This window comes from Bradyrhizobium sp. Pha-3 (genome assembly GCF_042258615.1).
Classification (GTDB): domain Bacteria; phylum Pseudomonadota; class Alphaproteobacteria; order Rhizobiales; family Xanthobacteraceae; genus Bradyrhizobium.
In genome coordinates this window covers 1,791,381-1,815,314 of the sequence record NZ_CP170152.1, presented here as the reverse complement: position 1 = coordinate 1,815,314, position 23,934 = coordinate 1,791,381, and the positions used below count along the sequence as shown (strand labels likewise).

The following is a 23,934-nucleotide window of genomic DNA, read 5'->3' as shown; positions in this document are numbered from 1 at the left end:
GCCCGTTAAGCTTCCCCACCGTGACGACATCCGCGCCGCGCCTGCCTTCGGCTAGCTTTGCCGGCAACAACCGGACGCCCGTCAGCCTTCGTCAGGCCATGTGGACGCCGGCAACAACACCGAGGGAGGAGAGCGATGTTGAAAGGCAGTTTGGGACTGATTGCGTTGAGCAGCCTGTTGCTTTCGGGCACGGCATTCGCCCAGGAGAAGATCAAGGTCGGCGTCACCGCGACGCTTGAGGGGACCTATACGGTGCTCGGCGAGGATGGCATGCGAGGCCACCAGACCGCGCTCAACGTGCTCGGCAAGAAGATCGGCGACAAGGAACTCGAATTCGTCGTCGCCTCGACCGACGCGACGCCGGACTCCGCGGTACGCGCAGTGCGCAAGCTGATCGAGCAGGACAAGGTGCAGATCCTGCTGTCGCCGCTGTCCGGCGACGAAGGCATCGCGGTGAAGAACTTCGCCAAGACCCATCCGGAGCTGACCTTCGTCAATGCAGCCTCCGGCGCACAGGAGACGACCTATGTCGATCCGGCGCCGAACTTCTTCCGCTACAACATGGACGGCGCGCAGTGGCAAGTCGGCCTCGGCAAATACGCCTACGAGACCAAGGGCTATCGCAAGATCGCGACCGTCGGCGAGGATTACTCCTTCATCTACACCCAGGTGTTCGGCCTCGTGCTCGAATTCTGCGGCGCCGGCGGCCAGGTCACCAACCGGCAATGGGTGCCGCTCGGCACCAAGGACTTCGCCTCGGTGATCGCAGCGCTCCCCGACGATGTCGATGCGATCTATCTCGGCCTCGGCGGGGCCGACGCCGTCAATTTCCTCAACCAGTATCAGCAGGCCGGCGGCAAGGCGCATCTGATGGGCGGCTCGATCATGATCGACCAGACCATCCTGTCGTCGAAGGGCAGCGCCAAGAACGCCCTGATCGGCACCATCGCCGCCAGCGGCCAGGCCGATACCTGGGAGGATCCGGGCTGGCAGAAATTCGTGAAGGCCTATCAGGACTCGTTCCCGGAGAGCAAACGCTTCCCGAGCCCGTCGCTGCTCGCCACCAACTACTACGGCTCGACCATGGCGCTGATCCTGGCGCTGCGGCAGGTCAACGGCGATCTCTCCAACAACCAGGCCAAGCTCAAGGACGCGCTGGCCAAGATCGAGATCGACGCCCCCAACGGCAAGATCAAGCTCGACGCCAACCGCCAGGCGATCGGCACCAATTTCGTCACCGAGGTGGTCGACGACGGCAAGGGCGCGCTGTTCAGCAAGGTCGTGAAGGTGATCCCGAACGTCAACCAGACGCTGGGCTACGATCCGGCGGTGTTCGCCAAGATCGGCCTGCCGAGCCGCACGGTCCCGGAGTGCAAGAAGTACTGACGTATTTGTTGCAGGTGCGAGCAAGCCAGCCGTGACGAAGGCGCGCGGTTGCATCAAGAGCCCTGCTCGCCCTTGCTTTCCGCGGGCGGATGATGAACGCTTGTCGAAAAGACAAGAACATCCCGCGGGAGGGGAGGCATGAGCAGGGCGCTTGCCGTCTTCCACGGCCGGTTCGGTCGCGCGACGGTCTATCAGTTGAACCGTCCCTTCAACGTGCATGCGCACCGCGAAGGGCACCTGATCTTTCATGTCGGCGGGACGCCGGCGCAGATCGATGTCTCCGAGCAGCGCCTGCTGCTCAAGGACGACACCGTGGTTGCGGTCAACCCGTGGGAACCGCACAATTTTCTGCCGACCGACATGGACCACGGCGCGATCTTCTTCGTGCTCTATGTCAATGCCGAATGGTTCGCGCCGCAGCCCGCGAGCGCGCAGGGCCTGCGGTTCGGCCGCACCTTCTTTCCGCGCACCGAGGCGCTCGACCGGCTGATCCGCCGCACCGCAGCACTGGTGTGCGGCGCGCCGTCGCTGCGCAGCCTCGATTGCGAGCTCCGGCAGCTGATCGACTCCTGCTACGAGGAGAGCTGGCAGGCGGCGCAGGATGCGCCCGCCGCCGCCGCGGTGACCGATTTCCGGGTGCGCAAATCGATCAGGCTGATGTCGGAAAGCCCCGGCGCCGAGATCGAGCTTGATGCGATCGCGCGCGAAGCGGGCCTGTCGCGGCCGCATTTCTACCGGTTGTTCCGCACCCAGACCGGCGTCACCCCTCACCTCTACATGAACACGCTGATCATGGAGCAGGCGCTGGATGCGCTGGTGGCGACCGAAGCGCCGATCGCCGATATCGGCTTCGATCTCGGCTTCTCCTCGCAGAGCGGCTTCACCCGCTTCTTTGCCGCCAATGTCGGCATGGCCCCGACCGACTATCGCCGCGCCGCCAAGGTGTTGCGGCCGTAACGGGTTCCGCGCAACGATGAAGCAGCGATAAAAGATACTGTCGATCAAATCCGCCGCTTTCGCCCTCGGTAGGATGCAAGGATACGCGGCCCGGCAGACGGTCGCGACCACTGAGGGAATGCGACAGAGATGGCCAGGTTCATCGAACGCCATCCGGCCTGGGCGCTGATCGTGATCATTGCGGTCGCGGTGCTGCTGTGGCTGGTGTTCGCGATCTGGCCGCCGGGGCTGGAAGCCGCGATCGGCCGCAAGCGCGTGTTCCTCAACGCGGTGCTGAACGGCATCACGCTCGGCGGGCTGTATTTCCTGGTGGCCAGCGGCTTCACGCTGATCTTCGGCCTGATGCGCAACGTCAACCTCGCGCACGGCTCGCTCTACCTGTTCGGCGGCTATATCGGCTACGCCATCAGCACCTGGACCGGGTCGTGGATCCTGAGCTTCATCGTCGCGTTCGTCGCGGCGGCGCTGGTTGGTGTGATCCTGCAGCTCGCCGTGTTCCGCCGCATGGAGGGCCAGGACCTGCGGCAGACCATGGTCACGATCGGGCTCTCGATCGTGTTCGCCGATCTGATGCTCTGGGTGTTCGGCGGCGACTTCTACCAGGTCCAGACCCCGAGCTGGCTGATCGGCCCGGTGCAGCTGCCGCTGCTGACAGCAGTCAAATCATCCGGCGAGCCGGTCTATCTGCAATACCCGCTGGTGCGGCTGGTGATCTTCGCGGCGTCCGCCGTGATCGGGATCGCAATGTGGCTGGCGCTCAACCGCACGCGGATCGGCATGATCGTGCGCGCCGGGGTCGATGACCGCGACATCCTGGCCGCGACCGGGGTCCGGATCCAGCTCGTCTTCGTCCTGGTGTTCGCGCTCGGCGCAGGGCTCGCCGGCATCGCCGGCGTCGTTGGCGGCACCTTCCAGTCGCTGTCGCCGGGTGAGGATACGCGCTTCCTGCTGGCCTCGCTGGTCGTCGTGATCGTCGGCGGCATGGGCTCGATCCCGGGGGCCGCGCTCGGCGCCGTCATCATCGGCCTCGCCGAGCAGCTCGGCTCGGTCTACATCCCGACCTACGCCATCGTCGTCACCTTCCTGATCATGGTCGTGGTGCTAGCGCTGCGGCCGCAGGGCCTGCTTGCGAGGCGATGAAATGTCGTTGCTCCAGAGCACCCAGTTCCGCCCCGATCCGTCCGCCAACGCGACCCGCCGCGCCTTGATCCGCGCCTGGCCGGAATTCCAGAATCCGGCAGCCTGGCTGGTCGCGCTGATCCTCGTGATCATGCCGCTGATCGCCAACGGCTTCTTCCTGATCGAGATCTTCGCCACCACGTTGATCCTCGGCATCATCGCGCTGAGCCTGATGTTCCTCGCCGGCTATGGCGGTATGGTGAGCCTGATGCAGCTCACCATCGCGGGCTTCGCCGGCTACATGGTCGCGGTGTTCGGCATGAGCGGCAACGCCAATATCAGCCTCGGTTGGCCGTGGTGGCTGGCGACCCCGATGGCGCTGGCACTGGCAACGCTGTTCGGCACCCTCGGCGGTGCGCTGGCGGTGCGCACCGAGGGTATCTACACCATCATGATCACGCTCGCGATCGGCGCGGCGTTCTATTACTTCACCAACCAGAACTGGGCCATCTTCAACGGCCATACCGGCATCAACACCGTCGCGACGCCGCATTTCTGGGGTGTCGACTGGCGCGCCGACATCGCCTTCTACTATGTGACGCTCGGCGTCGCCGCGGTCTGCTACTTCGCCGTCCAGTATGTCTCGCGCGCGCCGTTTGGCCTCGCGCTGCAGGGCGTCCGCGACAACCCTCGCCGCATGGCGGCGCTCGGCTTCAATCCCAATGCCCACCGCATCGCAGCCTACGCCTTCGCCGCCTTCATCGCGGCGCTCGGCGGCGTGCTGCAGGTCTGGAACTACCGGCAGATCTCGCCCGGCTCGGTCAGCGTCGGCGCCTGCATCGACGTCCTGATCATCGCCGTGGTCGGCGGCATCACGCGACCGATCGGCCCGTTCATCGGCGCACTGATCTTCGTCCTGCTGCGCACCTTCGCGCTCGACGTGCTGATCAAGTTCGGGCTCGACGGCAACCGCTTCCGGCTGTTGATCGGGCTCGGCTTCCTCGCCATCGTGTTCTGGTCGTCCGACGGCGTGATCGGCTTGTGGGAGCGCTGGCGGCGCCGCAACGCATCCACGACGCAACGTTCAGGCGGAGGCCGCCATGGATAGCGTCGCGCAGCGACTTTCCGTGGTCGGCGCCGGCGCAGCACTGGAGCTACGCGGCGTCACCCGGCTGTTCGGCGCACTGGCGGCGCTGACCGACGTCACCATCACGGTACGTCCCGGCGAGCGCCGTGCGGTGCTCGGCTCGAACGGCGCCGGCAAGACGACGCTGTTCAACTGCATCACCGGCGACTTCTCACCCTCCTCCGGCACGATCCGCTTCTTCGGCGAGGACATCACCCAATTCCCGCCCTATGAGCGGATCCGCCGGGGCTTGCGCCGCACCTACCAGATCTCGGCGCTGTTCCCCGGCCTCACCGTGCAGGACAACGTCTACCTCGCCTGCCGCGGCGTCTCGCGCGGCCGGTTCTCGTTCCTGCGCCCGGGGCAGAACGATGCGCTGATGCACGCGACCGAGACGCTGGTGCAGGCCGTGCACCTCGCCGGCGTGAAGGACCAGCGCGTTGCCGAGCTTGCGCATGGCCAGCAGCGGCAGCTCGAGATCGCGCTCGCGTTGGCCGGCGCGCCGCGCTTCATCCTGTTCGACGAGCCGGCAGCGGGTCTGTCGCCGACCGAGCGGCGCGAGCTGATCGAGATCCTGACCTCGCTGCCCGCGCATATCGGCTACATCATCATCGAGCACGACATGGATGTCGCCCTGCGCGTCGTCGAGAGCGTGACGATGATGCACAACGGCCGTATCTTCAAGGAAGGCCTGCCGCGCGAGATCGAGTCCGATCCCGAGGTGCAGGAGCTTTATCTCGGAGGCGGCCATGAATGAACGCCGCGCCGCGCCTGCGCTCGAGGTGAAGGGCCTCGACGTCTATTACGGCCATTCGCATGCGCTGCAGGGGGTCGACCTCACGCTCGATGCCGGCGTGTTCTCGGTGGTCGGCCGCAACGGCATGGGCAAGACCACGCTGTGCAAGGCTATCATGGGCCTGGTGCGCGCCAGCAGCGGGTCGATCCGGATTCGCGGCGAGGAAGTCACCCGGCTCAATCCGGCGCGGATCGCCCGTCTCGGCGTCGGCTATGTGCCGCAGGGCCGGCGGCTGTGGCGCTCGCTGACGGTCGACGAACACCTTGCACTCGCCGGCGGCCTGCGGCGCGGCGCCTGGACCATCGAGCGCATCTACGACACCTTCCCGCGCCTCGCCGAACGCAAGAACAACGGCGGCAACCAGCTCTCCGGCGGCGAGCAGCAGATGCTCGCGATCTCGCGCGCGCTGCTGACCAATCCGCATCTACTGATCATGGACGAGCCGACCGAGGGCCTCGCGCCTGTGATCGTCGCGCAAGTCGAGGACATGCTGCTGCGGCTCGGCGACGAAGGCGACATGTCCGTTCTGGTCATCGAGCAGAACATCGGCGTCGCGACCGCGGTGTCGCAGAGCGTCGCCATCATGGTCAATGGCCGCGTCAACCGCATCATCGACTCCGCGCGCCTCGCGACCGACCGCGAACTGCAGCAGCGATTGCTTGGCGTCGGCACCCACGGCGCTGAAGAGATCGGTGCCGAGACGGCGCCGGCGAAAGCTGAGGCGGCCGCCACGCCGCAGCCGGAGCGCAAGGGTCCGGCTCGCATCTACATCTCCAATCCCGTGCTGCCGACGCGCTGGTCGCAACCGGTGCCGATCGCCCGTATCGAGGCCGCTGCCCGGACGCAATCCGTCGCCGTCACGCGTCTTGAGGAGACAACGCGCGCGCGGCGCGAACCGGCGACGTCGAGGACATCAGGGCCTCCCGTCGTGCTGGTCGTCGGCACGCTCGACACCAAGGGTGCGGAGCTGCGCTTCATCCGCGATATCATCGCGGGCAGCGGCCTGCGCACCCGGCTGGTCGACGTCTCGACCAGCGGCAAGGCGGCGAGCTGCGACGTCACCGCGCAGGAGATCGCCCTGAACCACGGCCGCGGCGGCTCAAGCGTGTTCGGCGCGGATCGCGGCGCGTCGGTCACAGCGATGGCGGAGGCGTTCGAGCGATGGCTGCGCCGCCAGAGCAATGTCGCCGGCATCATTTCGGCCGGCGGCTCGGGCGGCGCGTCGCTGGTCGCCCCAGGCATGCGGTCGCTTCCGATCGGCGTGCCGAAGCTCATCATCTCATCGGTCGCCTCCGGCGACGTCGGTCCTTATGTCGGTCCCGCCGACATCACCATGATGTATTCGGTGACCGACGTGCAGGGTCTCAACTCGATCTCGCGCACGGTGCTCGGCAACGGCGCCCATGCCCTGGTCGGCATGGTCAAGGCGCGGCTCGAGGAAAAGACCGGAAAGCAGCGCGATACGGGCACTCATCTCCCTGCCATCGGCATCACGATGTTCGGCGTGACCACGCCGGCGGTGCAGAAGATCGCAGCTGACCTCCGCGGGGATTTCGAGTGCCTCGTGTTCCACGCCACCGGCGTCGGCGGCCGCTCGATGGAGAAGCTGGTCGAGTCCGGCCAGCTCGCCGGCGTCATCGATCTCACCACGACCGAGGTCTGCGACCTGCTGATGGGCGGCGTGTTCCCGGCGACCGACGACCGCTTTGGTGCCATCATCCGCAGCCGCGTACCCTATGTCGGCTCGGTCGGCGCGCTGGATATAGTGAACTTCGGCGCGCCCGACACCATTCCGGAGCGCTACCGGCAGCGCAAATTCCACGTCCACAATCCGCAGGTCACCTTGATGCGGACCACGCCGGAAGAGAACGAGCGCATGGGCCGCTGGATCGGCGAGCGCCTCAACCAGATGGACGGGCCGGTGCGCTTCTTCCTGGCCGAAGGCGGCATCTCCGCGCTCGATGCACCCGGCCAGCCGTTCTGGGACCCCGATGCCGACGCGGCGCTGTTTCGCGCGCTGGAGCGCACTGTGCGCCAGACCGGCAACCGGCAGATCATCCGCATCAAGCGCAACATCAACGATCCCGAGTTCACCGCCGCCATCGTCAGCGCGTTCCGTCCGCTGCTCGGACGCGCCGGTGGCCGGCGAAGAGTGGCGAGGTGACCCATGCCCAGGTTTGAACGCGCAGCGCTGCTGAAGAAGTTTCACGCCATGATCGCACGCGGCGAGCCGATCGTCGGCGGCGGCGCCGGGACGGGCCTGTCGGCGAAATGCGAGGAGGCCGGCGGCGTCGACCTGATCGTGATCTACAATTCCGGCCGCTACCGCATGGCGGGCCGCGGCTCGCTCGCCGGGCTGATGCCCTATGGCGACGCCAACGCCATCGTTGTCGAGATGGCTGGTGAGGTGCTCCCGGTTGTGACCAGGACGCCGGTGCTTGCCGGCGTCAACGGCACCGACCCGTTCCGCGACATGGACGTGTTCCTCGACCAGCTCAAGGCACTCGGCTTCGCCGGGGTGCAGAACTTCCCGACCGTCGGCCTGATCGACGGCACCTTCCGCGCCAATCTCGAAGAGACCGGAATGTCCTATGCGCTCGAGATCGACATGATCGCGAAGGCGCATGACAAGAACATGCTGACCACGCCCTATGTGTTCAGCGAGCAGGAAGCGACCGCGATGGCGATCGCCGGCGCCGACATCATCGTTTGCCATATGGGGCTGACCACGGGCGGCACGATCGGCGCGCAGACTGCGCTGAGGCTCGCCGACTGCCCTGCCCGCATCGAGGCCTGGGCCGAGGCCGCGCTCAGCGTCAATTCGAACATCATCGTGCTCGCGCATGGCGGTCCGATCGCGGACCCCGCGGATGCCGATTTCATCATGAAGCAGACCCGCAACTGTCACGGCTTCTACGGCGCCTCCTCGATGGAGCGCCTGCCGGTGGAGCGGGCACTGACCGAACAGGTTCGCAAGTTCAAGGCGATCGGTGCCCGCTAGAGGCGCCGTGACCAAGGGAGGAAGAGATGTCAGGGATGCTGGTCGGTGAATTGATCCTTTGGCTCATCGTCGCAATCGTCGCGATCGTCATCATCGTCTATGTGGTGAACTGGCTCTACCACCGCTCATCGAAGGAAACCTCCTTCGTCCGGACCGGTTTCCTCGGCGAACGCGTGGTGATCAATGGCGGCGCCTTCGTGCTGCCGTTCATCCACGACTACACGCCTGTGAACATGAACGTGCTGCCGATGGGGATCGTGCGCTCCAGGCAGGATGCCGTGATCACCCGCGACCGCATGCGCGTCGACATCGAGGCCGATTTCTACGTCCGGGTACAGGCGACCCGCGAGGCCGTCTCGATCGCCGCCGCCACGCTCGGCCGCCGCACCATGGAGCCGGAACAGCTGCACACGCTGCTCTCCGGCAAGTTCATCTCCGCGATCCGCTCGGTTGCTTCCGAGATGACGATGGAGCAGATGCACGAGCAGCGCGGCGAATATGTCGCTCGCGTCAAGGCCAATGCCGCCGAAGCGCTGGCGCAGAACGGCCTCGAGCTGGAGTCGGTCGCGATCACCGATCTCGACCAGACCGACCTCGAATATTTCAACCCCTCGAACCGCTTCGACGCCGAAGGCCTGACTCGCCTGATGGAGGACATCGAGGCCAAGCGCAAGCTGCGCAACGACATCGAGCAGGACTCGATGATCAAGATCCGTTCCCGCAACCTGGAGGCCGAGCGGCAGGCGCTGGACATCGAGCGCGAGAGCGAGACCGCCCGCCTCGAGCAGGAGCGCGACATCGAGATGCGCCGCGCCCTACAACGCACCGAAGTGGCACGCGAGCGCGCGCTGCGCGAGACCGAGGCCGAGCAGGCCCAGATCACCGCGCGCGAAGCCATCGAGAAAGCGCGGATCGCCAATGAGCAGGCCATCACCGAGGCCCGGATCGCCTCCGAACGCGAGACCCGGCACCGGGAGATCGAACGCACCCGCGCGGTCGAAGAACGGGAGTTGCTGGCGCGTGAGGAGATCGAGAAGGCGCGGATCGCCAACCAGCGATCGGTCGACACCACGCGCATCGCCTCCGAGCGCGAAGTCCGCCAGCGCGAGATCGAGCGGATGCGCACGGTGGAAGAGGCCGAGATCGCCGCCCGCGAGTCGATCGAAAAGGCCCGCATCCAGCAGGACCGCGTCGTCACCGACGCCCGTATCGCCAATGAGGAAGAGACCCGCCGCCGCGAGATCGAGCGCACCCGCGCCGTCGAGGAAGCCGAGATCGCCGCCCGCGAGGCCACCGAGAAGGCGCGCATCGCCCAGACCATGACGGTCAATGTCGAGCGCATCTCCTCCGACGAGCGCACCCGGGCGCTGGAGATCCAGCAGGTCCGCACCATCCAGGAAGCCGAGATCGAAGCGCAGAAGTCGGTCGAGGCCGCCCGCATCATCAGAGAGAAGACGCTGGCGGCCGAGCGCATCGCCGCCGATCACACCACGCGCAAGCTCGAGATCGAACGCAACCAGGCGATCGAGATCGCCGGGATCACCGCGCGCGACGCCACCGAAGCGTCGCGGATCGCGCAGGAGGAGCACGTCCGCGCACTGGAGATCGCCCGCACCCGTGCGATCGAGGAGGCCGACATCGCCTCGCGCGAATCGATCGAGGCGGCACGCATTTCGCAGGAGAAGTCGGTCGCCGCGCAGCGCATCCGTGCCGAACGCGAGACCCGCGGGCTCGAGATCGCGCGCACCGAGGCGATCGAGGCCGCCGAGTTGAAGCGCCGCGACGCCATCGAACGGCAACGGATCGATGTCGAGCTGGCGCTGGAAAGCGAGCGCATCGCTTCCTACAGGACCCGCGAGGTGCTCAACATCGACCAGAAGCGGGCGATCGAGCTCGCCGACGAGGAGCGCGTGATCGCACTCGCCGCCAAGCGTTCCGAGCGGATCGATGCCGACCGGCAAGTCAGGCAGGCCGAGATCACGGCCCGCAAGGAGATCGAGACCACCGACGTGACCCGCGAGCAGGCGCTGGAGGCGGCGCGGATCGAGCGGCGACGTTCGATCGAGCAGCTCGAGGTCGCCCGCAATCAATCGCTGCAGGAGGCCGAGATCGCGGCGCGTGAAGAGGTCGAGCGCGCCCGCATCGCCTCCGACCGCGGCCTCGACGAGGCGAGGGTCGGCCGCGAGCGCGAGCTGCGCAAGCTCGAGGTGAACCGCGAGAAGGACGTCGAGACCGCCTTGATGGAGAAGGCCATCGCGCTGCACCAGAAGTCGCTGGAGGAATCCGCGGCGCGCGCCGCCGCCGAGGACGCGAGGGTCCACGCCACCGAGGCGGCCGAGCGCGTCGTTACCGCGCGCGAGAGCGAGATCGCCAAGCGGCGCAAGACCGTCGAGGTGCTGCTCGCCGAGAAGCAGGCCGAGGAAACCAGGATCGCGGCCGGCGCCGAACGCGTCCGTGCCACTGTCGAGGCGGAGGCGCAGCGCCTGCTCAACGAGGCCGAGAACGTGCTGACCGACCAGGCCCGCTACTCGCTGTTCCGCCGCAAACTGCTCGACCGGATCGAGGGCATTGTCCGCGAGAGCGTCAAGCCGATGGAGAAGATCGAGGGCATCCGCATCCTCCAGGTCGACGGGCTCAATGGCAACGGCAATGGCGGCGGCGGTGGCCGCAGCGCCACCGACGAGGTGATCGACTCGGCGCTGCGCTATCGCGTGCAGGCGCCGCTGATCGACTCGATCCTCTCGGACATCGGCGTCGAAGGCGGCAGCCTCGCCAAGATGCCCGGCCTGATCCGCGAGGCGCGGGACATGCAGGGCATCAAGGACTCCGCACGCAAAAGCGGCGGTGAGACCAAGCCGACAGCGCCCGAGGGCGGCGGCGAGCCGCGCCCCGAACGCACGCCGCGCAAGAAGGACTGAGCTCGCAACATGGCACGGGTTTACGTCTCTACTGTCGTCAACGCCCGCAATGACCGGGTCTGGGCTCGTGTCCGCGATTTCAACGGGCTGCCGAACTGGCATCCCGCGATCGCGGAGAGCCGCATCGAAGGCGGCGAGCCCTCGGACAAGATCGGCTGCGTCAGGGATTTTCGCCTGCGCAACGGCGATCGGATCAGGGAGAAGCTGCTCGGCCTGTCCGACTACGACATGTTCTGCACCTACTCGATCCTGGAATCGCCGATGGGCGTCGAGAACTACGTCGCAACGCTGCGGCTCACGCCGGTCACCGACGGCGACCAGACGTTCATGGAGTGGACGGCCGAGTTCGACTGCGCGCCGGAGCGCGAGGCGGAACTGGTCAACAATATCGGCGGCGGCGTGTTCCAGGGCGGCTTCGACGCGCTGAAGCGGGCGTTCGGAGGCTGATGAATGCTTCGGTCAAATTTCGCCACGCTGACAGTCCACCTCTCCCCTTGTGGGAGAGGTCGGATCGTATCGCCAGATGCGATCCGGGTGAGGGGTTGCGGTCCCTCGTGGGACCTGAGCCCCCTCACCCGCGCCTTCGGCGCGACCTCTCCCCGTTGGGGAGAGGTGGTGCACGCGGCCACATCGATGCAAGCGATGGGCATTGGACGCTGACCATGCCGCATATCGTCAAAAGCACGATCCTGGATGCACCGACCGAGACGGTGTGGGCCGTGCTGCGCGATTTCAACGGTCATGACCGCTGGCATCCGGCGGTCGCGACCAGCGGCATCGAGCGGGCGCAGCCGTCCGACAAGATCGGCTGCGTCAGGCGCTTCAAGCTGAAGGATGGATCCGAACTGCGCGAGCAGTTGCTGGCGCTATCCGATCTCGAACAATCGTTCAGCTACTGCCTGCTCGATACGCCGGTCCCCATGTTCAACTACGTGGCCCATGTCCGTCTGCTGCCGGTCACCGACGGCGACCGCACCTTCTGGCATTGGGAGTCGCGCTTCACGACGCGGACCGAGGACACGGACCGCATCACGCACATGGTTTCGGAAGACATCTACCAGGCCGGCTTCGACGCCATCCGCCGGCATCTGAAGGAGGCCGCATAAGCGGGGTAGGACATCATGCCAGTCACGGTGAAGACCTTCGCCAGCACCCATGACGCCGCGGCGGCGCTGTCGTCGGATCGCAGCGCGCGCTATCTCGGCGGCGGCACGCTGGTGATGCGGGCGCTGAACGAGGGCGACATCTCGATCTCGACCGTCGTGCGCGCCAGCGACCAGGCGATGACGCGGATCGACGCCTCCGGCTCACGCATCACACTCGGCGCCGGCGTCACCTTTGCGCGCATCCTGGCCCAGCGCGATCTCGGCTTCCTGCACGCCCCCGCCCGCTCGATCGGCGGACCGGCGGTGCGCAATATGGGCACGGTCGGCGGCAACCTGTTCGCGCCGGTGCCATATGGCGACTTCACGGTCGCGATGCTTGCGCTCGACGCGGTCGTGTCGGTGCAAGGCGGGCTCGGCGGCCGCGAAATCGGAATCGAGGAGTTCCTGCAAGCGCGCGACCGGCAAACCGGTACGCTGGTGCTCGCGATCTCGTTTGCCAAGCCCGGCAGCGCTGACGCCTTCCGCTACCGCAAGATCGCGCGGATCAAGCCCAAAGGCGGCGCGGTGATCACGCTCGCGGCGCATCTGCCGGTCAACGGCGGCCGGATCGTCGGCGCCCGCGTCGCGCTCGGCTCGATGGCGCCGACGCCGATCCGCGCCCGCGCCGCCGAGCGCGCGCTGGAAGGCCGCTCGCTCGACACGTCCACGATCAATGCGGCGGCCGCGGCGGCCGTCGAAGGAACTTCGCCCGGCGACAATGCGCTCGCCAGCGCCTGGTATCGCCGCGAGATCGTCGGCGTGCATCTCAGGCGCCTGTTGTCCGGTCAGGAATAGATCGTCATGGCCAAGACCCCTCTCCAATTTCAGCACAATGGCCGCGACGTCGCGATCTTCGTCGATGGCGGCACCAATCTCCTGGTCGCGCTGCGCGAGCTGATCGGCGACATGACGCCGAAATTCGGCTGTGGCCAGGGCGGCTGCGGCACCTGCAGCGTGCTGATCGACGGCGAGTTGCACCTCTCCTGCCTGACGCTCGCCGAAACGGTCGCCGGCCGTTCGGTCGAGACGCTCGACGGCATCAAGGACGGCCCCAATCTGCACCCGCTGCAACGTGCGTTCGCCGACAATTTCGCCGCGCAGTGCGGCTACTGCACGCCCGGCATGCTGATGGCCGCAAAAGCGCTGCTCGACCGCAATCCGCAGCCGAGCCGCGCCGAGGTCGTCGAGGCGATCTCCGGCAATATCTGCCGCTGCACCGGCTACGAGCCGATCATCAACGCCGTGCTATCAGCCGCCTCCGGCGGCCGGGCCCGCGCGTAAGGGAACAGTGCCATGCTGGAATTGCGCAAGGACCTCTTCGCCGACGAGCGCGACGATAATCTGAAAGAAATCGGCAAGGGCACGCAGCGCCAGGACATGCTCGGCCATGTCACCGGTACCTCGCCCTATTTCGACGACCACAAGCTGCAGGGCATGCTGCACCTGAAGGTGGTGCGCAGCGCCCATTCTCATGCAAGGCTGCGGCGCATCGACACTTCGGAGGCCGAGCGGTCGCAGGGCGTGCGGCGCGTGATCCGCGCCTCCGACGTGCCGCGCAACTTGAATACGCTGCTCAGCCTGATCAATTTCGGCAAGGACGACGAGCCGTCGCTTGCGGTCGACAAGGTGCGCTACAAGGGCGAGCCGATCGTCGCCATCGTTGCCGACAGCCCGCGCGAAGCTTTTGAGGCCATTGCGAAGGTCAAGATCGACTACGAGCCGCTACCGGCGGTGTTCGATGTCGAGGATGCCTTGAAGCCCGGCGCGCCCGTGGTCAACGAGGTCTATCCGAAGAACACCTTCACCTATCACGAGACCTACGATCGCCAGCAGCTGCGCTTCGGCGACGCCGATCGGGCGCTTGCCACGGCCGACCATGTGCTGGAGCAGCGCTACCAGATGTCGCCGATCGAGCATGCGCCGACCGAGACCAACGGCTCGATCGCAGCGCCCGACACCAACGGCCGCTACATCGTCTACACCTCGACGCAGGCGCTTTTCTTCTCGGTCGATACCTGCGCCAAGATCCTCGACGTCCCCTCCAACACCTTCCATTTCATCGGCGGCACCGTCGGCGGCGGGTTCGGCGGCAAGGTCGATACCCTGACCGAACCGCTCTGCATCCTCGGCGCGATGCTGACCGGGCGCCCGGTGCGCTACGTGTTCGGGCGCGAAGAGGAGATGCAGTACGGCCCGCCGCGCGGCGCCGAGCGCATCTACATCAAGGATGGCGTGATGCGCGACGGCCGCGTCGTCGCCCGCAAGGTGCGCGCCTATTTCGACAGCGGCGCCTATACGCGGCTGTCGAGCTATGCGGCGGTGAAATGCGCCGCGCATCTGCCCGGCCCCTACACGATCCCGAACGTCCATGGCGACGTCTACTGCGTCTTCACCAACCGGACGCCCGCGACCGCGATGCGCGGCTTCGGGGTCACGGCGATGGATTTCGCCATCGAATGCCAGATGGACAAGCTCGCTCATCTGGTCGGCATGGACCCGATGGAGTTCCGGATCCTCAATGCGTATCGCGATGGCGACATGAAGGCGCATCGCCGCGAGGCCAAGAACACCGCGCTGATCGAATGCGTGCAGGTCGCCGCGGAAAAAGCCAAGTGGCCGATCCGCGAGGAGTTCAGGCGGATGTCGTCGCGCAAGGATGGCGGCGGCATCCGTGCCGCGGTGACGCTGACACCGCGGGAATCACATGCACCGGCGGCTGCACCGATCCAGCAGCGCACGACGTATGACCGCGCGCCGGCCGCGACCCGCGAGCCACCGCCACCACCGCCCCCCTCACCGCCAACATCACCTCCGCCACCGCGGCCGAGCGCACCGTCGCACGGCGCCACCCGCTTCTCTTCCGTCTTCGGCACCAGGAGGCGCTGACATGACCCGGCATCGCGGACGCGGCATTGCGTCGGTCAATTATCCCATCGGCATGAATCTCGGCGGCGACCCGAGCCAGGCGCTGGTGCATTCCAATCCGAGCGGCAAGTTCACCGTGGCGCTGTCCTCGATCGATCTCGGCCAGGGCATGAAGTCGGTGACGCGGCAGATCTGCGCCGAGACGCTCGGCGTGCCGGTCGAGGACGTCTATGTCGACACCGCGGATTCCGACACCGGCCCGCACTGCATGGGCTCGTTCGCCTCGCGCGGCACCCATCGCGTCGGCAACGCCGTGATGGCGGCGGCGCGGGAGGCGCGCGGCGTGATGATGGAGGCGGCCGCCGAGGAGCTCGAGGTGAACGCCGCCGATCTCGAGACCGACGGTCGCGGCAACATCCACGTCAAGGGCGCACCGCATCGCTCGATCTCGACCAAGGACGTCGCGATTGCCGCGCAGTTCAAGCAGGGCAAGACGATCTCCGGCCGCGGCATCTTCCTGGTGCCGCTGTCCGACGTCGACCCGGAAACCGGCGAGATGTCGCCGGCGACATGTTATGCGCATGCCTGTCTGGTCGCCGAGGTCGAGGTCGACGACGAGACCGGCGAGGTCGACATGGTCAGGATGGACTCGGCCTATGAGCTCGGCCGCGCACTCAATCCGCGGCTGGTCGAGCAGCAGCTGGTCGGCGGCGCCTGGATGGGCGTCAGCCACGCGCTCTATGAAACGCCGGAGCCGTATTATCCGGAGCCGGTGCATGGCCCGCGCGATTTCGTCGAATACCTGATGCCGGGACCGGGCGACATCTGCCCGCACGACATCGCGGTGCTGGAACGTCCCGCGCCGGACGGCCCGTTCGGCGCAAAGGGACCCGGCGAGATGTGCGCCAATCCGGTGCTGCCCGCGGTCGCGAACGCGATCTTCAATGCCGTCGGCGTCCGGATCGACGATCTGCCGATCACGCCGGAGAAGGTGTTGCGCGCGATCCGGGCGCAGGGCGGCGCGCGGCCGCAACCGCGGCGCTGAGGTCTCTCCATGCCGGTTCGCAGCAACATCGTCGGCATCGACAGCCCCGAGGCGCTGGAGAAGGCGCTGCGCGCGGCCTATTATCTCGCCGACGACGGCATCGCGACGGCGTCCTATCTCTCGCTGGCGCTCGGCAAGCCGTTGCTGCTGGAGGGCGCGCCGGGGGTCGGCAAGACCGAAGCCGCGAAAGCGATCGCCGCCGTGCTTGGCCGCAGGCTGATCCGCCTGCAATGCTACGAGGGCATCGACGCCGCCGCGGCACTCTATGAATGGAACTATCCGCGCCAGATGCTGGCGATCCGGCAGGCGGGCGAAGAGAGCATCGACATCTACGGTGAGTCGTTCCTGATCGAGCGCCCGATGCTGGCCGCGCTGCGCGCGCCGGATGCGACCGTTCTTCTGATCGACGAAATCGACCGTGCCGACCAGGAGTTCGAGGCCTTCCTGCTCGAGTTCCTCTCCGACTTCCAGATCTCGATCCCCGAGCGCGGCACCGTGCGCGCCACCGAGCATCCCGTGGTGGTGCTGACCTCGAACCGGACGCGTGACCTGCACGAGGCGCTGCGGCGGCGCTGCGTCTATCACTGGATCGACTATCCGAATGCCGAGCGTGAGGCGCGCATCGTGATGATGCGGGCCTCCAGCGTTGCCGAAGCCACCGCCCGTGCCGTGGTCGCCGCCGTCGGCCGGCTGCGCCGCGAGCCGCTGAGCAAGGCGCCGGGCATTGCCGAAGCGGTCGACTGGGCCGAGGCCGCGACCCTGCTGCACAAGGGCGGCGCACGCTGGCCTGATGCCTTCAAGCGCTCGATCGGCGTTGCGCTGAAGGACGAGGAGGATCTGCATTTCATTTCACCACGGCTCGATGCGATCATCGCGGAGGCTGCCGCGTGAACGACGATCTCAAGCTGCCGCGCGCCGCACAGATCTTCATCACCTTTGTCGCGCTGCTGCGCGCCAACGGCTTCTCGGTCGCACCGGAGCAGACGACGAGCTTCCTCGCCGCGATCGAGCTGCTCGGGCCGCGCAGCCTGGAGCACATCCGCCGGGCCGGCCTTGCCACGCTGGCGCCGCCGCCGGAGCGCCGCGCGACGTATGACCGGCTGTTCGACATCCATTTCCGGGGCGCTGATGCGATTGAGCAGGCCGAAGGCGAAGACGAAGAAACCGTCCGCCTGCAGGAGGAGGGCCGCGGCGAGGACGAGCCGCCGCTCGCCGACGAGGCCAATGAATCCGGCCTCGCCGCGGCGCGCGCCGAAGCGCTGGTCGAGCGCCGCTTTGCCCAGACTGCAACCAGCGATCCGCTGCGCCGGCTGTCGCGCGAGGCGGCAAAACGGCTGCCGCGCCGCCGCGGCCACCGGCGGCGGCGCGCGAGGAGCGGCCCGTTCGCCGATCTGCGCCGCACCCTGCGTGACAGCGTGCGCAATGACGGCGAGGTGCTGCGGCTCGGCCGGATGCGCCGCCGCCAGCGCCCGCGCAAGATCCTGCTCTTGATCGACGTCTCCGGCTCGATGAAGGCGCGCACCGAGGAGAACATGAGGCTCGCGCATGTGCTGGTGCAGGCGGCCGGCAATGTCGAGGTCTTCACCTTCGGTACGCGGCTGACCCGTGTCACCCCGGCGCTGCGGTTGAAGCGGCGCGAGCAGGCGCTGAGCGCGGCCTCGTTCCTGGTCAGCGACTGGGACGGCGGCACCCGGATCGGCGACGCGCTGCAGGCCTTCCTCGCCGTGCCCCGGTTCGGCGGGTACGCCCGCGGCGCCGCTGTCGTGATCGTCTCCGACGGCCTCGAGCGCGGCGATCCGGCTGCGCTGCGCGATGCCGTTGCAAAACTGTCGCGCCGGGCCTGGCGCGTGAGCTGGTTGACGCCGCTGGCGACCTCGCCCGGATTCAAGCCACAAACCGAGGCGCTGATCGCGATCCAGCGCTTTGTCGATGATCTCGTGGACGGCGGATCGAGCGCGGCAGTGGTTGCGCATCTACTGTCGCTTGCAACAAGGAGAGCTGCGTGACCGGCATTGTCGACGGACATCATCACATCTGGCGTCAGGCCGATCTCGCCTGGCTGTCCGGCCCGATGCAGCCGCGCATCTTCGGCCCCTACGAGCCGATCCGCCGCGACTATCCGATCGAGGAGTATCTCGACGACCTCAAGGGCACCGGCATCACCCGCTCGGTCTATGTCCAGACCAACTGGCCGAACGTCCAGTTCGAGGACGAGGCGGCCTGGGTGCAGCAGACCGCGGATCAGCACGGCTGGCCGCACGCCCTCGTCGCCTATGCCGATTTTTCCGTCGACGACGTTCGGCCGCAGCTCGATCGGTTGAAACGTTATCCGCTGGTGCGCGGCGTGCGCATGCAACTGCACTGGCACGAAAACCCGCTCTATCGGTTCGCGGCCCGTCCCGATCTCTGCACCGATCCCGTGATCCGGCGCAATGTCGGCCACCTCGCCGACTATGGCTGGAGTTTTGACCTGCAGGTGTTCGCGCCGCAGATGGCCGATGCCGCAGGCCTTGTTGAAGCGTGCCCCGGCGTGACCTTCATCCTGCAGCACGCCGGCATGCTGGAGGATCTGTCGCCGCAGGGCCGGGCTGCCTGGCGCGCCGGCATGGCGCGGCTCGCTCAGTGCCCCAACGTGGTGTCGAAGCTGTCCGGGCTCGGCACCTTCATCCATCGCAACGACGCCGCGCATATCGCCGGTGTCGTGGTCGACACGGTCGCGATCTTCGGTGCGGACCGCTGCCTGTTCGGCTCGAACTTTCCGATCGAGAAGCTGTGGACCAGCTACCGCGATCTCATCGACGCCTTCAAGGCGGCCGCCGAGCGGCTCAGCCGCGAGCAGCGCGAGGCGATCTTCAGCACGACGGCGGCGCGGGTCTATCGGCTGGGGCCATAGGTGCGCTGCGGACGCGAACACAACAACGAACACGAATTGGGAGGGCGAGCGATGCCGTTGGAGATCAAGATTCTGGACTATGGCGATATCGAGCTGGAATCGAGCTTCCTCGTGCTCGGGCACAATTGCGGCCGCACCCGCCGCGTGCTGACGCTCGGCTTCCTCATCCTCGGCGGTCCCTACCCCGTGCTGGTCGATACCGGCTACCGCTCGAACCAGATCATGGAGACACTCGGCATGCGCGGCCTCCAGTTCCACGAGAACATGATCGAGAACCAGCTCGCCCGCCATGGCGTGCGGATGGGCGACGTCCGTTTCGTCTGCCACACCCATCTGCACATCGACCATGCCGGCAAGGACGATCTGTTCCCGATGAATACGACCGTCGTCGTCAACCGCAAGGAGCTGGAATACTCCGTCTCCGGCCTGATGCACCCGCAGTACCCCGCGCCCGACATCAAGCATTTGATCGACCGCCTGCACACCAAGAGCGCGCTGCGCTTTCTCGACCTCGAGATCACGGGTCCGGTCGAGCTGATGCCGGGCGTCTACTGCGATGCCGCCAATGCCCACACCGAAGGCTCGATGAACATCCATGTCCACACCGCCGACGGCATCGCCACGATCTGCGGCGACGTGATTTATGATTTCAACGACCAGATCGTGACGCCGTTCAACGAGATCCAGGACGCCGAGCCGCGCACCACTGGCAACCATGGCACCAGCAAGCGCGCCGAGAAGGCCGCGATCAAGAAGCTGCTCTCCAGCTCGCGTTATCTGCTGCCGGTGCACGATCGTCCGGCGAAGATCGAGGGCGGCATGGTGGTCGGCCGCCTGCACGACCAGGTGCCGGGGCCCGTCGTGCAGAGCCTGCCGCAACGCAGCTGGTTTCCGGCGTAACAGCGAGGACGAACGCGATGACGCATGTCACGCTGCGCGCGGAATTCGAAGACCTGATCGACCCCTACGCGCCGGTTGGCCAGGTCGGCACCGGCTTCGATTTCACGGAAGGGCCGATCTGGCATCCGGTCGATCACTTCCTGCTGTTCTCCGACATGCCGGGCGATGTGCGCCGGCGCTGGGATGCGCGGCGCGGTGTGGTCGAGGTCAAGCGTCCGTCGAACAAGTGCAACGGCATGACCTATGACGCCGACCTCAATCTGATCGTCTGCGAACATGCGACCTCCTCGCTGATCCGCGAGCGCCCTGACGGACGGCGCGAGGTGCTGGCCTCGCATTACGAGAACCAGGAGCTCAACAGTCCGAACGACGTCTGCGTCCACTCCTCGGGCGCGATCTATTTCTCCGACCCCTGGTACGGCCGCATGCCGGTCTATGGCGTCGAGCGACCGCGCCAGCTCGGCTTCCAGGGCGTCTACCGCGTGCCGCCCGGTGGCGGCGCGCCGAAACTGCTGGTCGACCGCTATCTGTTCGAGCAGCCGAACGGGCTGTGCTTCTCGCCCGACGAGCGCATCCTCTATGTCAACGACACCGTGCAGGCGCTGATCCGCGCCTTCGACGTCGGCGCCGACGGCTCGCTCGGCAATCCGCGCGTGTTCGCCTCCGGCATCCGCTCCGAGCTCGAGCCCGGCCTGCCCGACGGCATGAAGTGCGACCAGCGCGGCAATGTCTGGGTCACCGCGCCCGGCGGCGTCTGGGTCTATTCGCCCGCTGGTGACCTGCTCGGCAAGGTCCGCCTGCCCGAACTCGTCGCCAACCACGCCTGGGGCGGCGCCGATTTCCGCACGCTGTATCTGACCGCGACCCACTCCGTCTACGCGATCCCGACCAAGGTCGGGCCGCGCAACGAGCCCTATATGACCGGCAAGCGCGGCGGCGCTGGCACCGTATCGTCCTCCACGCCGGCGCCCAATCTCGCCGCCGGCGAGATGCAGATCGATCCGCAGCGCTGCGCGATGATTATCCAGGACATGCAGAACGACGTCATCATGGACGGCGGCGCGTTCGCCGAGTCCGGTGCGCCGGCACATGCGCGCCAGCAGCATGTCGTCGAGAATGTACGCCGTGTGGCCGAGGCTGCGCGCGCGCGCGGCGTCGCCATCATCCATGTCTGGTTCGTGGTCGAGCCGGGCGCGCCGGGCGTGACACTGAACGCGCCGCTGTTCGAAGGGCTGGTCGACAGCAAGGCGATGGTGCGCGGCAGCTGGGGCGCGGCGCCGGTCTCCGGTCTCGAACCGCGTCCGGGCGACTTCGTGGTCGAGAAGATGCGGATGAGCGCCTGGGAGGGCACGCGGCTCGAGACAATCCTGAAGGCCACCGGTCGCGACATGATCATCAACACCGGGGCCTGGACCAACATGTCGGTCGAGCACACCGCGCGCACCGGCGCCGACAAGGGCTATTTCATGATCGTGCCGGAGGATTGCTGCTCGACCATGAATGCCGATTGGCACAACGCCGCGATCAATTATGCCCTGCAGAACGTCTCCGTGGTGACCAACGCCGACACCGTCATCAAGGCGCTCGGCTGAGGAGGCGCGGTGCCGAAGCTGCTGCATCTTAGCTGCTCTCCCCGCGCCGATTCGGAATCGGCGGCCGGCGCGCGCGTCTTTCTGGATCGCTTCCGCGAGATGCGGCCGGACTGGGAGATCGACGCGATGAACCTCTGGCGCGAGCCGTTGCCGGAGTTCGAGGGTTACCTGCTCGAAGCCAAATACGCCCGGATCGGCGGCAAGAGCTTCACCAATTCGCAGCAAGATGCCTTTGCGATGGCCGAGCGCCTGGCGCTGCGGCTGGCGCTGGCCGACCGCGTACTTATCTCGACACCGATGTGGAATTTTTCCATCCCCTACAAGCTCAAGCAGTGGCTCGACGTCATCATCCAGCCCGGCCTGACGTTCCGCTTCGATCCGGCGTTAGGTTATCTGCCGCTGCTCAAGGACCGCCCGACGGTCGTGATCATCGCCAGCGGCGGCGACTTCGTCACCGGCATGAACCGCGGCCGCATCGACATGGCAACGCCCTATCTGCGCGAAGCGCTGCGCTTCATCGGCATCAGCGACGTCCGCTTCGTGCCGGTCGGCCCGACCACCGGGCCCACCGATCCGATCCGCACGGCCCGCGAAGCCGCGCACCGCCGGCTCGCGGAGATGGCGGGGCGGTTTTGACCTGCTCTCGCCACATCGTCGTCCTGGCGAAAGCGAGAACCCATAACCACCGCATCTGATTGTGAATGAGATCGTGGCCCCAGCGCTGCACAACAATTGCCATTTGGGGTAATGGGTCCTGGCCTTCGCCAGCACGACGGTGAGTGTGTGGACGGAGTTGTGAGCCATGCGTCCGCATTCTTGCGACAGCGCTAACCCGCCCTACACCTCCGTCGGCGGAAACACGAGCCTGCACAGCAGTCCCGGCGCGTTGTCGCGCAATTCGACTCGCGCGCCGTGCAGGCTCGCGACCGCGGCGACCAGGCTGAGGCCGAGGCCGTTGCCCGGCGTGTAGCGGCTCTGCTCGAGCCGGTAGAAGCGCTTGAAGACCTGATCGTGCTGTTCGGCCGGAATGCCGGGACCGTTATCGGCGACCGAAATCACCGGCCCGCCTTCGTCGTTGTCGCAGGTCACGGTCACCCGTCCGCCGGGACGGCCATGCTTGATGGCGTTGTCGACGAGGTTGGCGATGGCGTCGAACAGGAGGTCGCGATCGCCGGTGACCAGCACCGCCGGGTCGCCGGCAAGGTCGAGATGGGTCGTGACCTCTTCGGCGGCGGCATCGTAGAGCTCGACCACCTCGCCTGCGATCTCGACGAGATTGACGGTGCGGAACGCGCCCTTGCGGGCCCGCGTCTCGATCTCGGAAATCCGCGTGATCGATGCGAACATCCCGAGCACCGCGTCGAGATCGGCGATAGTGTCGCCGATCAGCGCCGCATCGCCCTCCCCGTTGCGCGGGGCGTGATAGGCCTTCTCGAGCCGGCCGCGCATCCGGGTCAGCGGCGTGCGCAGGTCGTGGGCGATATTTTCGCTGACCTGCTTGACGTCGCCCATCAGGGTCTGGATGCGATCCAGCATCAGGTTGAGATTCTCGGCGACGCGGTCCCATTCGTCATGACTGCCATGGAGCGGGATGCGCTGGTCGAGGCCGGAGAGCATGATGGCGCGACTGGTCGCATTGATCGACTCGATCCGGCCGACCGTTCGCCGCGTGACCCCGATGCTGGCGGCTGCCGCAAGGCCAATGATCAGCACGACGACCGCGATGCCCGCGGCCCTGATCTGCGCCATGAAGCCGTCGAGATCGCTGATGTCGCGGCCGACCAGCAACCGATCACCGCCTGGCAACGTCTTCGTCAGGGCGCGCACCAGCGCAGTTCCCGAAGGCAGCGCTGGCAGCGAGGTTCGAAACTCCGTCCATTGATCCCCTGCGGTGTCTGGCGGCCATTGCTTGAGATTCCCCGCAAGCACGACCGAGCCGGGGCCAACCAGCAGATAAACCTGATCGGCAAGACCCTTGTTTGCGATGCGTTGCGCGATCAACGCGGTCAGGCCATCGCGGCCGGACCGCGCATAGGCATCATCCAGGCTTGCCTGCTCGGTCATGATGGCGCGGTCGGACCTGTCGCGCACATAGGACAACGTCGACCAGTAAACATAGGCGAAGATCACGGACACGATGAGGCCGAACGTGCCGATGGCGATCAACGCCAGGCGAAACGTCGACGACCTG

At 66.8% G+C, this 23,934-nt stretch carries 21 protein-coding genes; 20 read left to right on the top strand and 1 reads right to left on the bottom strand.

Going from position 1 to position 23,934, the window contains the following annotated elements; genetic code table 11:
* Positions 1-135: 135 nt before the first annotated feature.
* From ACE10Z_RS08465 to ACE10Z_RS08370, 20 genes are all read left to right on the top strand, one after another.
* Positions 136-1,386, top strand: coding sequence for an ABC transporter substrate-binding protein (locus ACE10Z_RS08465; protein WP_050401637.1), 1,251 nt, complete (start codon positions 136-138; stop codon positions 1,384-1,386).
* Between the two features lie 138 nt (positions 1,387-1,524).
* Entirely contained in the window at positions 1,525-2,343 is an 819-nt protein-coding gene (locus ACE10Z_RS08460) for a helix-turn-helix transcriptional regulator (protein ID WP_375787517.1), read from the top strand.
* A gap of 129 nt (positions 2,344-2,472) precedes the next feature.
* Positions 2,473-3,483, top strand: coding sequence for a branched-chain amino acid ABC transporter permease (locus ACE10Z_RS08455; protein ID WP_375787516.1), 1,011 nt, complete (start codon positions 2,473-2,475; stop codon positions 3,481-3,483).
* 1 nt (position 3,484) lies between these two features.
* On the top strand, positions 3,485-4,570 hold the full coding sequence (locus ACE10Z_RS08450) for a branched-chain amino acid ABC transporter permease (protein WP_375787515.1): 1,086 nt from the start codon (positions 3,485-3,487) through the stop codon (positions 4,568-4,570).
* Positions 4,563-5,345, top strand: a complete 783-nt coding sequence (locus ACE10Z_RS08445) for an ABC transporter ATP-binding protein (RefSeq protein ID WP_375787514.1) — start codon at positions 4,563-4,565, stop codon at positions 5,343-5,345. The genes ACE10Z_RS08450 and ACE10Z_RS08445 overlap by 8 nt, the downstream gene beginning before the upstream one ends.
* Positions 5,338-7,548 carry an ABC transporter permease gene (locus tag ACE10Z_RS08440; RefSeq protein WP_375787513.1) on the top strand — a complete coding sequence of 737 codons (2,211 nt, stop codon included), beginning with the start codon at positions 5,338-5,340 and terminating at the stop codon, positions 7,546-7,548. Before ACE10Z_RS08445 ends, ACE10Z_RS08440 begins: the two co-directional genes overlap by 8 nt.
* Positions 7,549-7,551: 3 nt before the next feature.
* Positions 7,552-8,385: a phosphoenolpyruvate hydrolase family protein gene (locus ACE10Z_RS08435; protein ID WP_375787512.1), complete on the top strand. Its 834-nt coding sequence runs from the start codon at positions 7,552-7,554 to the stop codon at positions 8,383-8,385.
* Between the two features lie 26 nt (positions 8,386-8,411).
* Positions 8,412-11,303 (top strand): flotillin domain-containing protein, encoded by a 2,892-nt coding sequence (locus tag ACE10Z_RS08430; RefSeq protein WP_375787511.1) that lies wholly within the window; start codon positions 8,412-8,414, stop codon positions 11,301-11,303.
* A gap of 9 nt (positions 11,304-11,312) precedes the next feature.
* Complete coding sequence (locus ACE10Z_RS08425; protein ID WP_092124412.1) at positions 11,313-11,750, top strand: SRPBCC family protein; 438 nt, start codon at positions 11,313-11,315, stop codon at positions 11,748-11,750.
* A 215-nt stretch (positions 11,751-11,965) separates the two neighbouring features.
* Positions 11,966-12,409, top strand: a complete 444-nt coding sequence (locus tag ACE10Z_RS08420) for an SRPBCC family protein (protein WP_375787510.1) — start codon at positions 11,966-11,968, stop codon at positions 12,407-12,409.
* Between the two features lie 15 nt (positions 12,410-12,424).
* Complete coding sequence (locus tag ACE10Z_RS08415; protein ID WP_375787509.1) at positions 12,425-13,243, top strand: FAD binding domain-containing protein; 819 nt, start codon at positions 12,425-12,427, stop codon at positions 13,241-13,243.
* 6 nt (positions 13,244-13,249) lie between these two features.
* Positions 13,250-13,729 (top strand): (2Fe-2S)-binding protein, encoded by a 480-nt coding sequence (locus tag ACE10Z_RS08410; RefSeq protein WP_375787508.1) that lies wholly within the window; start codon positions 13,250-13,252, stop codon positions 13,727-13,729.
* 12 nt (positions 13,730-13,741) lie between these two features.
* Positions 13,742-15,334 carry a xanthine dehydrogenase family protein molybdopterin-binding subunit gene (locus tag ACE10Z_RS08405; protein ID WP_375787507.1) on the top strand — a complete coding sequence of 531 codons (1,593 nt, stop codon included), beginning with the start codon at positions 13,742-13,744 and terminating at the stop codon, positions 15,332-15,334.
* Position 15,335: 1 nt separating this feature from the next.
* Entirely contained in the window at positions 15,336-16,358 is a 1,023-nt protein-coding gene (locus tag ACE10Z_RS08400) for a xanthine dehydrogenase family protein molybdopterin-binding subunit (protein WP_021075858.1), read from the top strand.
* A gap of 9 nt (positions 16,359-16,367) precedes the next feature.
* Positions 16,368-17,249, top strand: coding sequence for an AAA family ATPase (locus tag ACE10Z_RS08395; RefSeq protein WP_375787506.1), 882 nt, complete (start codon positions 16,368-16,370; stop codon positions 17,247-17,249).
* Entirely contained in the window at positions 17,246-18,364 is a 1,119-nt protein-coding gene (locus tag ACE10Z_RS08390; RefSeq protein ID WP_375787505.1) for a VWA domain-containing protein, read from the top strand. Before ACE10Z_RS08395 ends, ACE10Z_RS08390 begins: the two co-directional genes overlap by 4 nt.
* A complete protein-coding gene (locus tag ACE10Z_RS08385; RefSeq protein ID WP_375787504.1) occupies positions 18,361-19,251 on the top strand; it encodes an amidohydrolase family protein in 891 nt (296 codons plus the stop codon). The genes ACE10Z_RS08390 and ACE10Z_RS08385 overlap by 4 nt, the downstream gene beginning before the upstream one ends.
* Before the next feature lie 51 nt (positions 19,252-19,302).
* A complete protein-coding gene (locus ACE10Z_RS08380) occupies positions 19,303-20,151 on the top strand; it encodes an MBL fold metallo-hydrolase (RefSeq protein WP_092124404.1) in 849 nt (282 codons plus the stop codon).
* Between the two features lie 17 nt (positions 20,152-20,168).
* On the top strand, positions 20,169-21,743 hold the full coding sequence (locus tag ACE10Z_RS08375; RefSeq protein WP_375787503.1) for an isochorismatase family protein: 1,575 nt from the start codon (positions 20,169-20,171) through the stop codon (positions 21,741-21,743).
* 9 nt (positions 21,744-21,752) lie between these two features.
* On the top strand, positions 21,753-22,379 hold the full coding sequence (locus ACE10Z_RS08370) for an FMN-dependent NADH-azoreductase (RefSeq protein WP_375787502.1): 627 nt from the start codon (positions 21,753-21,755) through the stop codon (positions 22,377-22,379).
* 201 nt (positions 22,380-22,580) lie between these two features.
* Here the strand turns inward: ACE10Z_RS08370 and ACE10Z_RS08365 are convergent, their stop codons facing one another.
* Positions 22,581-23,672 (bottom strand): sensor histidine kinase, encoded by a 1,092-nt coding sequence (locus ACE10Z_RS08365; protein WP_375789777.1) that lies wholly within the window; start codon positions 23,670-23,672, stop codon positions 22,581-22,583.
* Between the last annotated feature and the right edge of the window lie 262 nt (positions 23,673-23,934).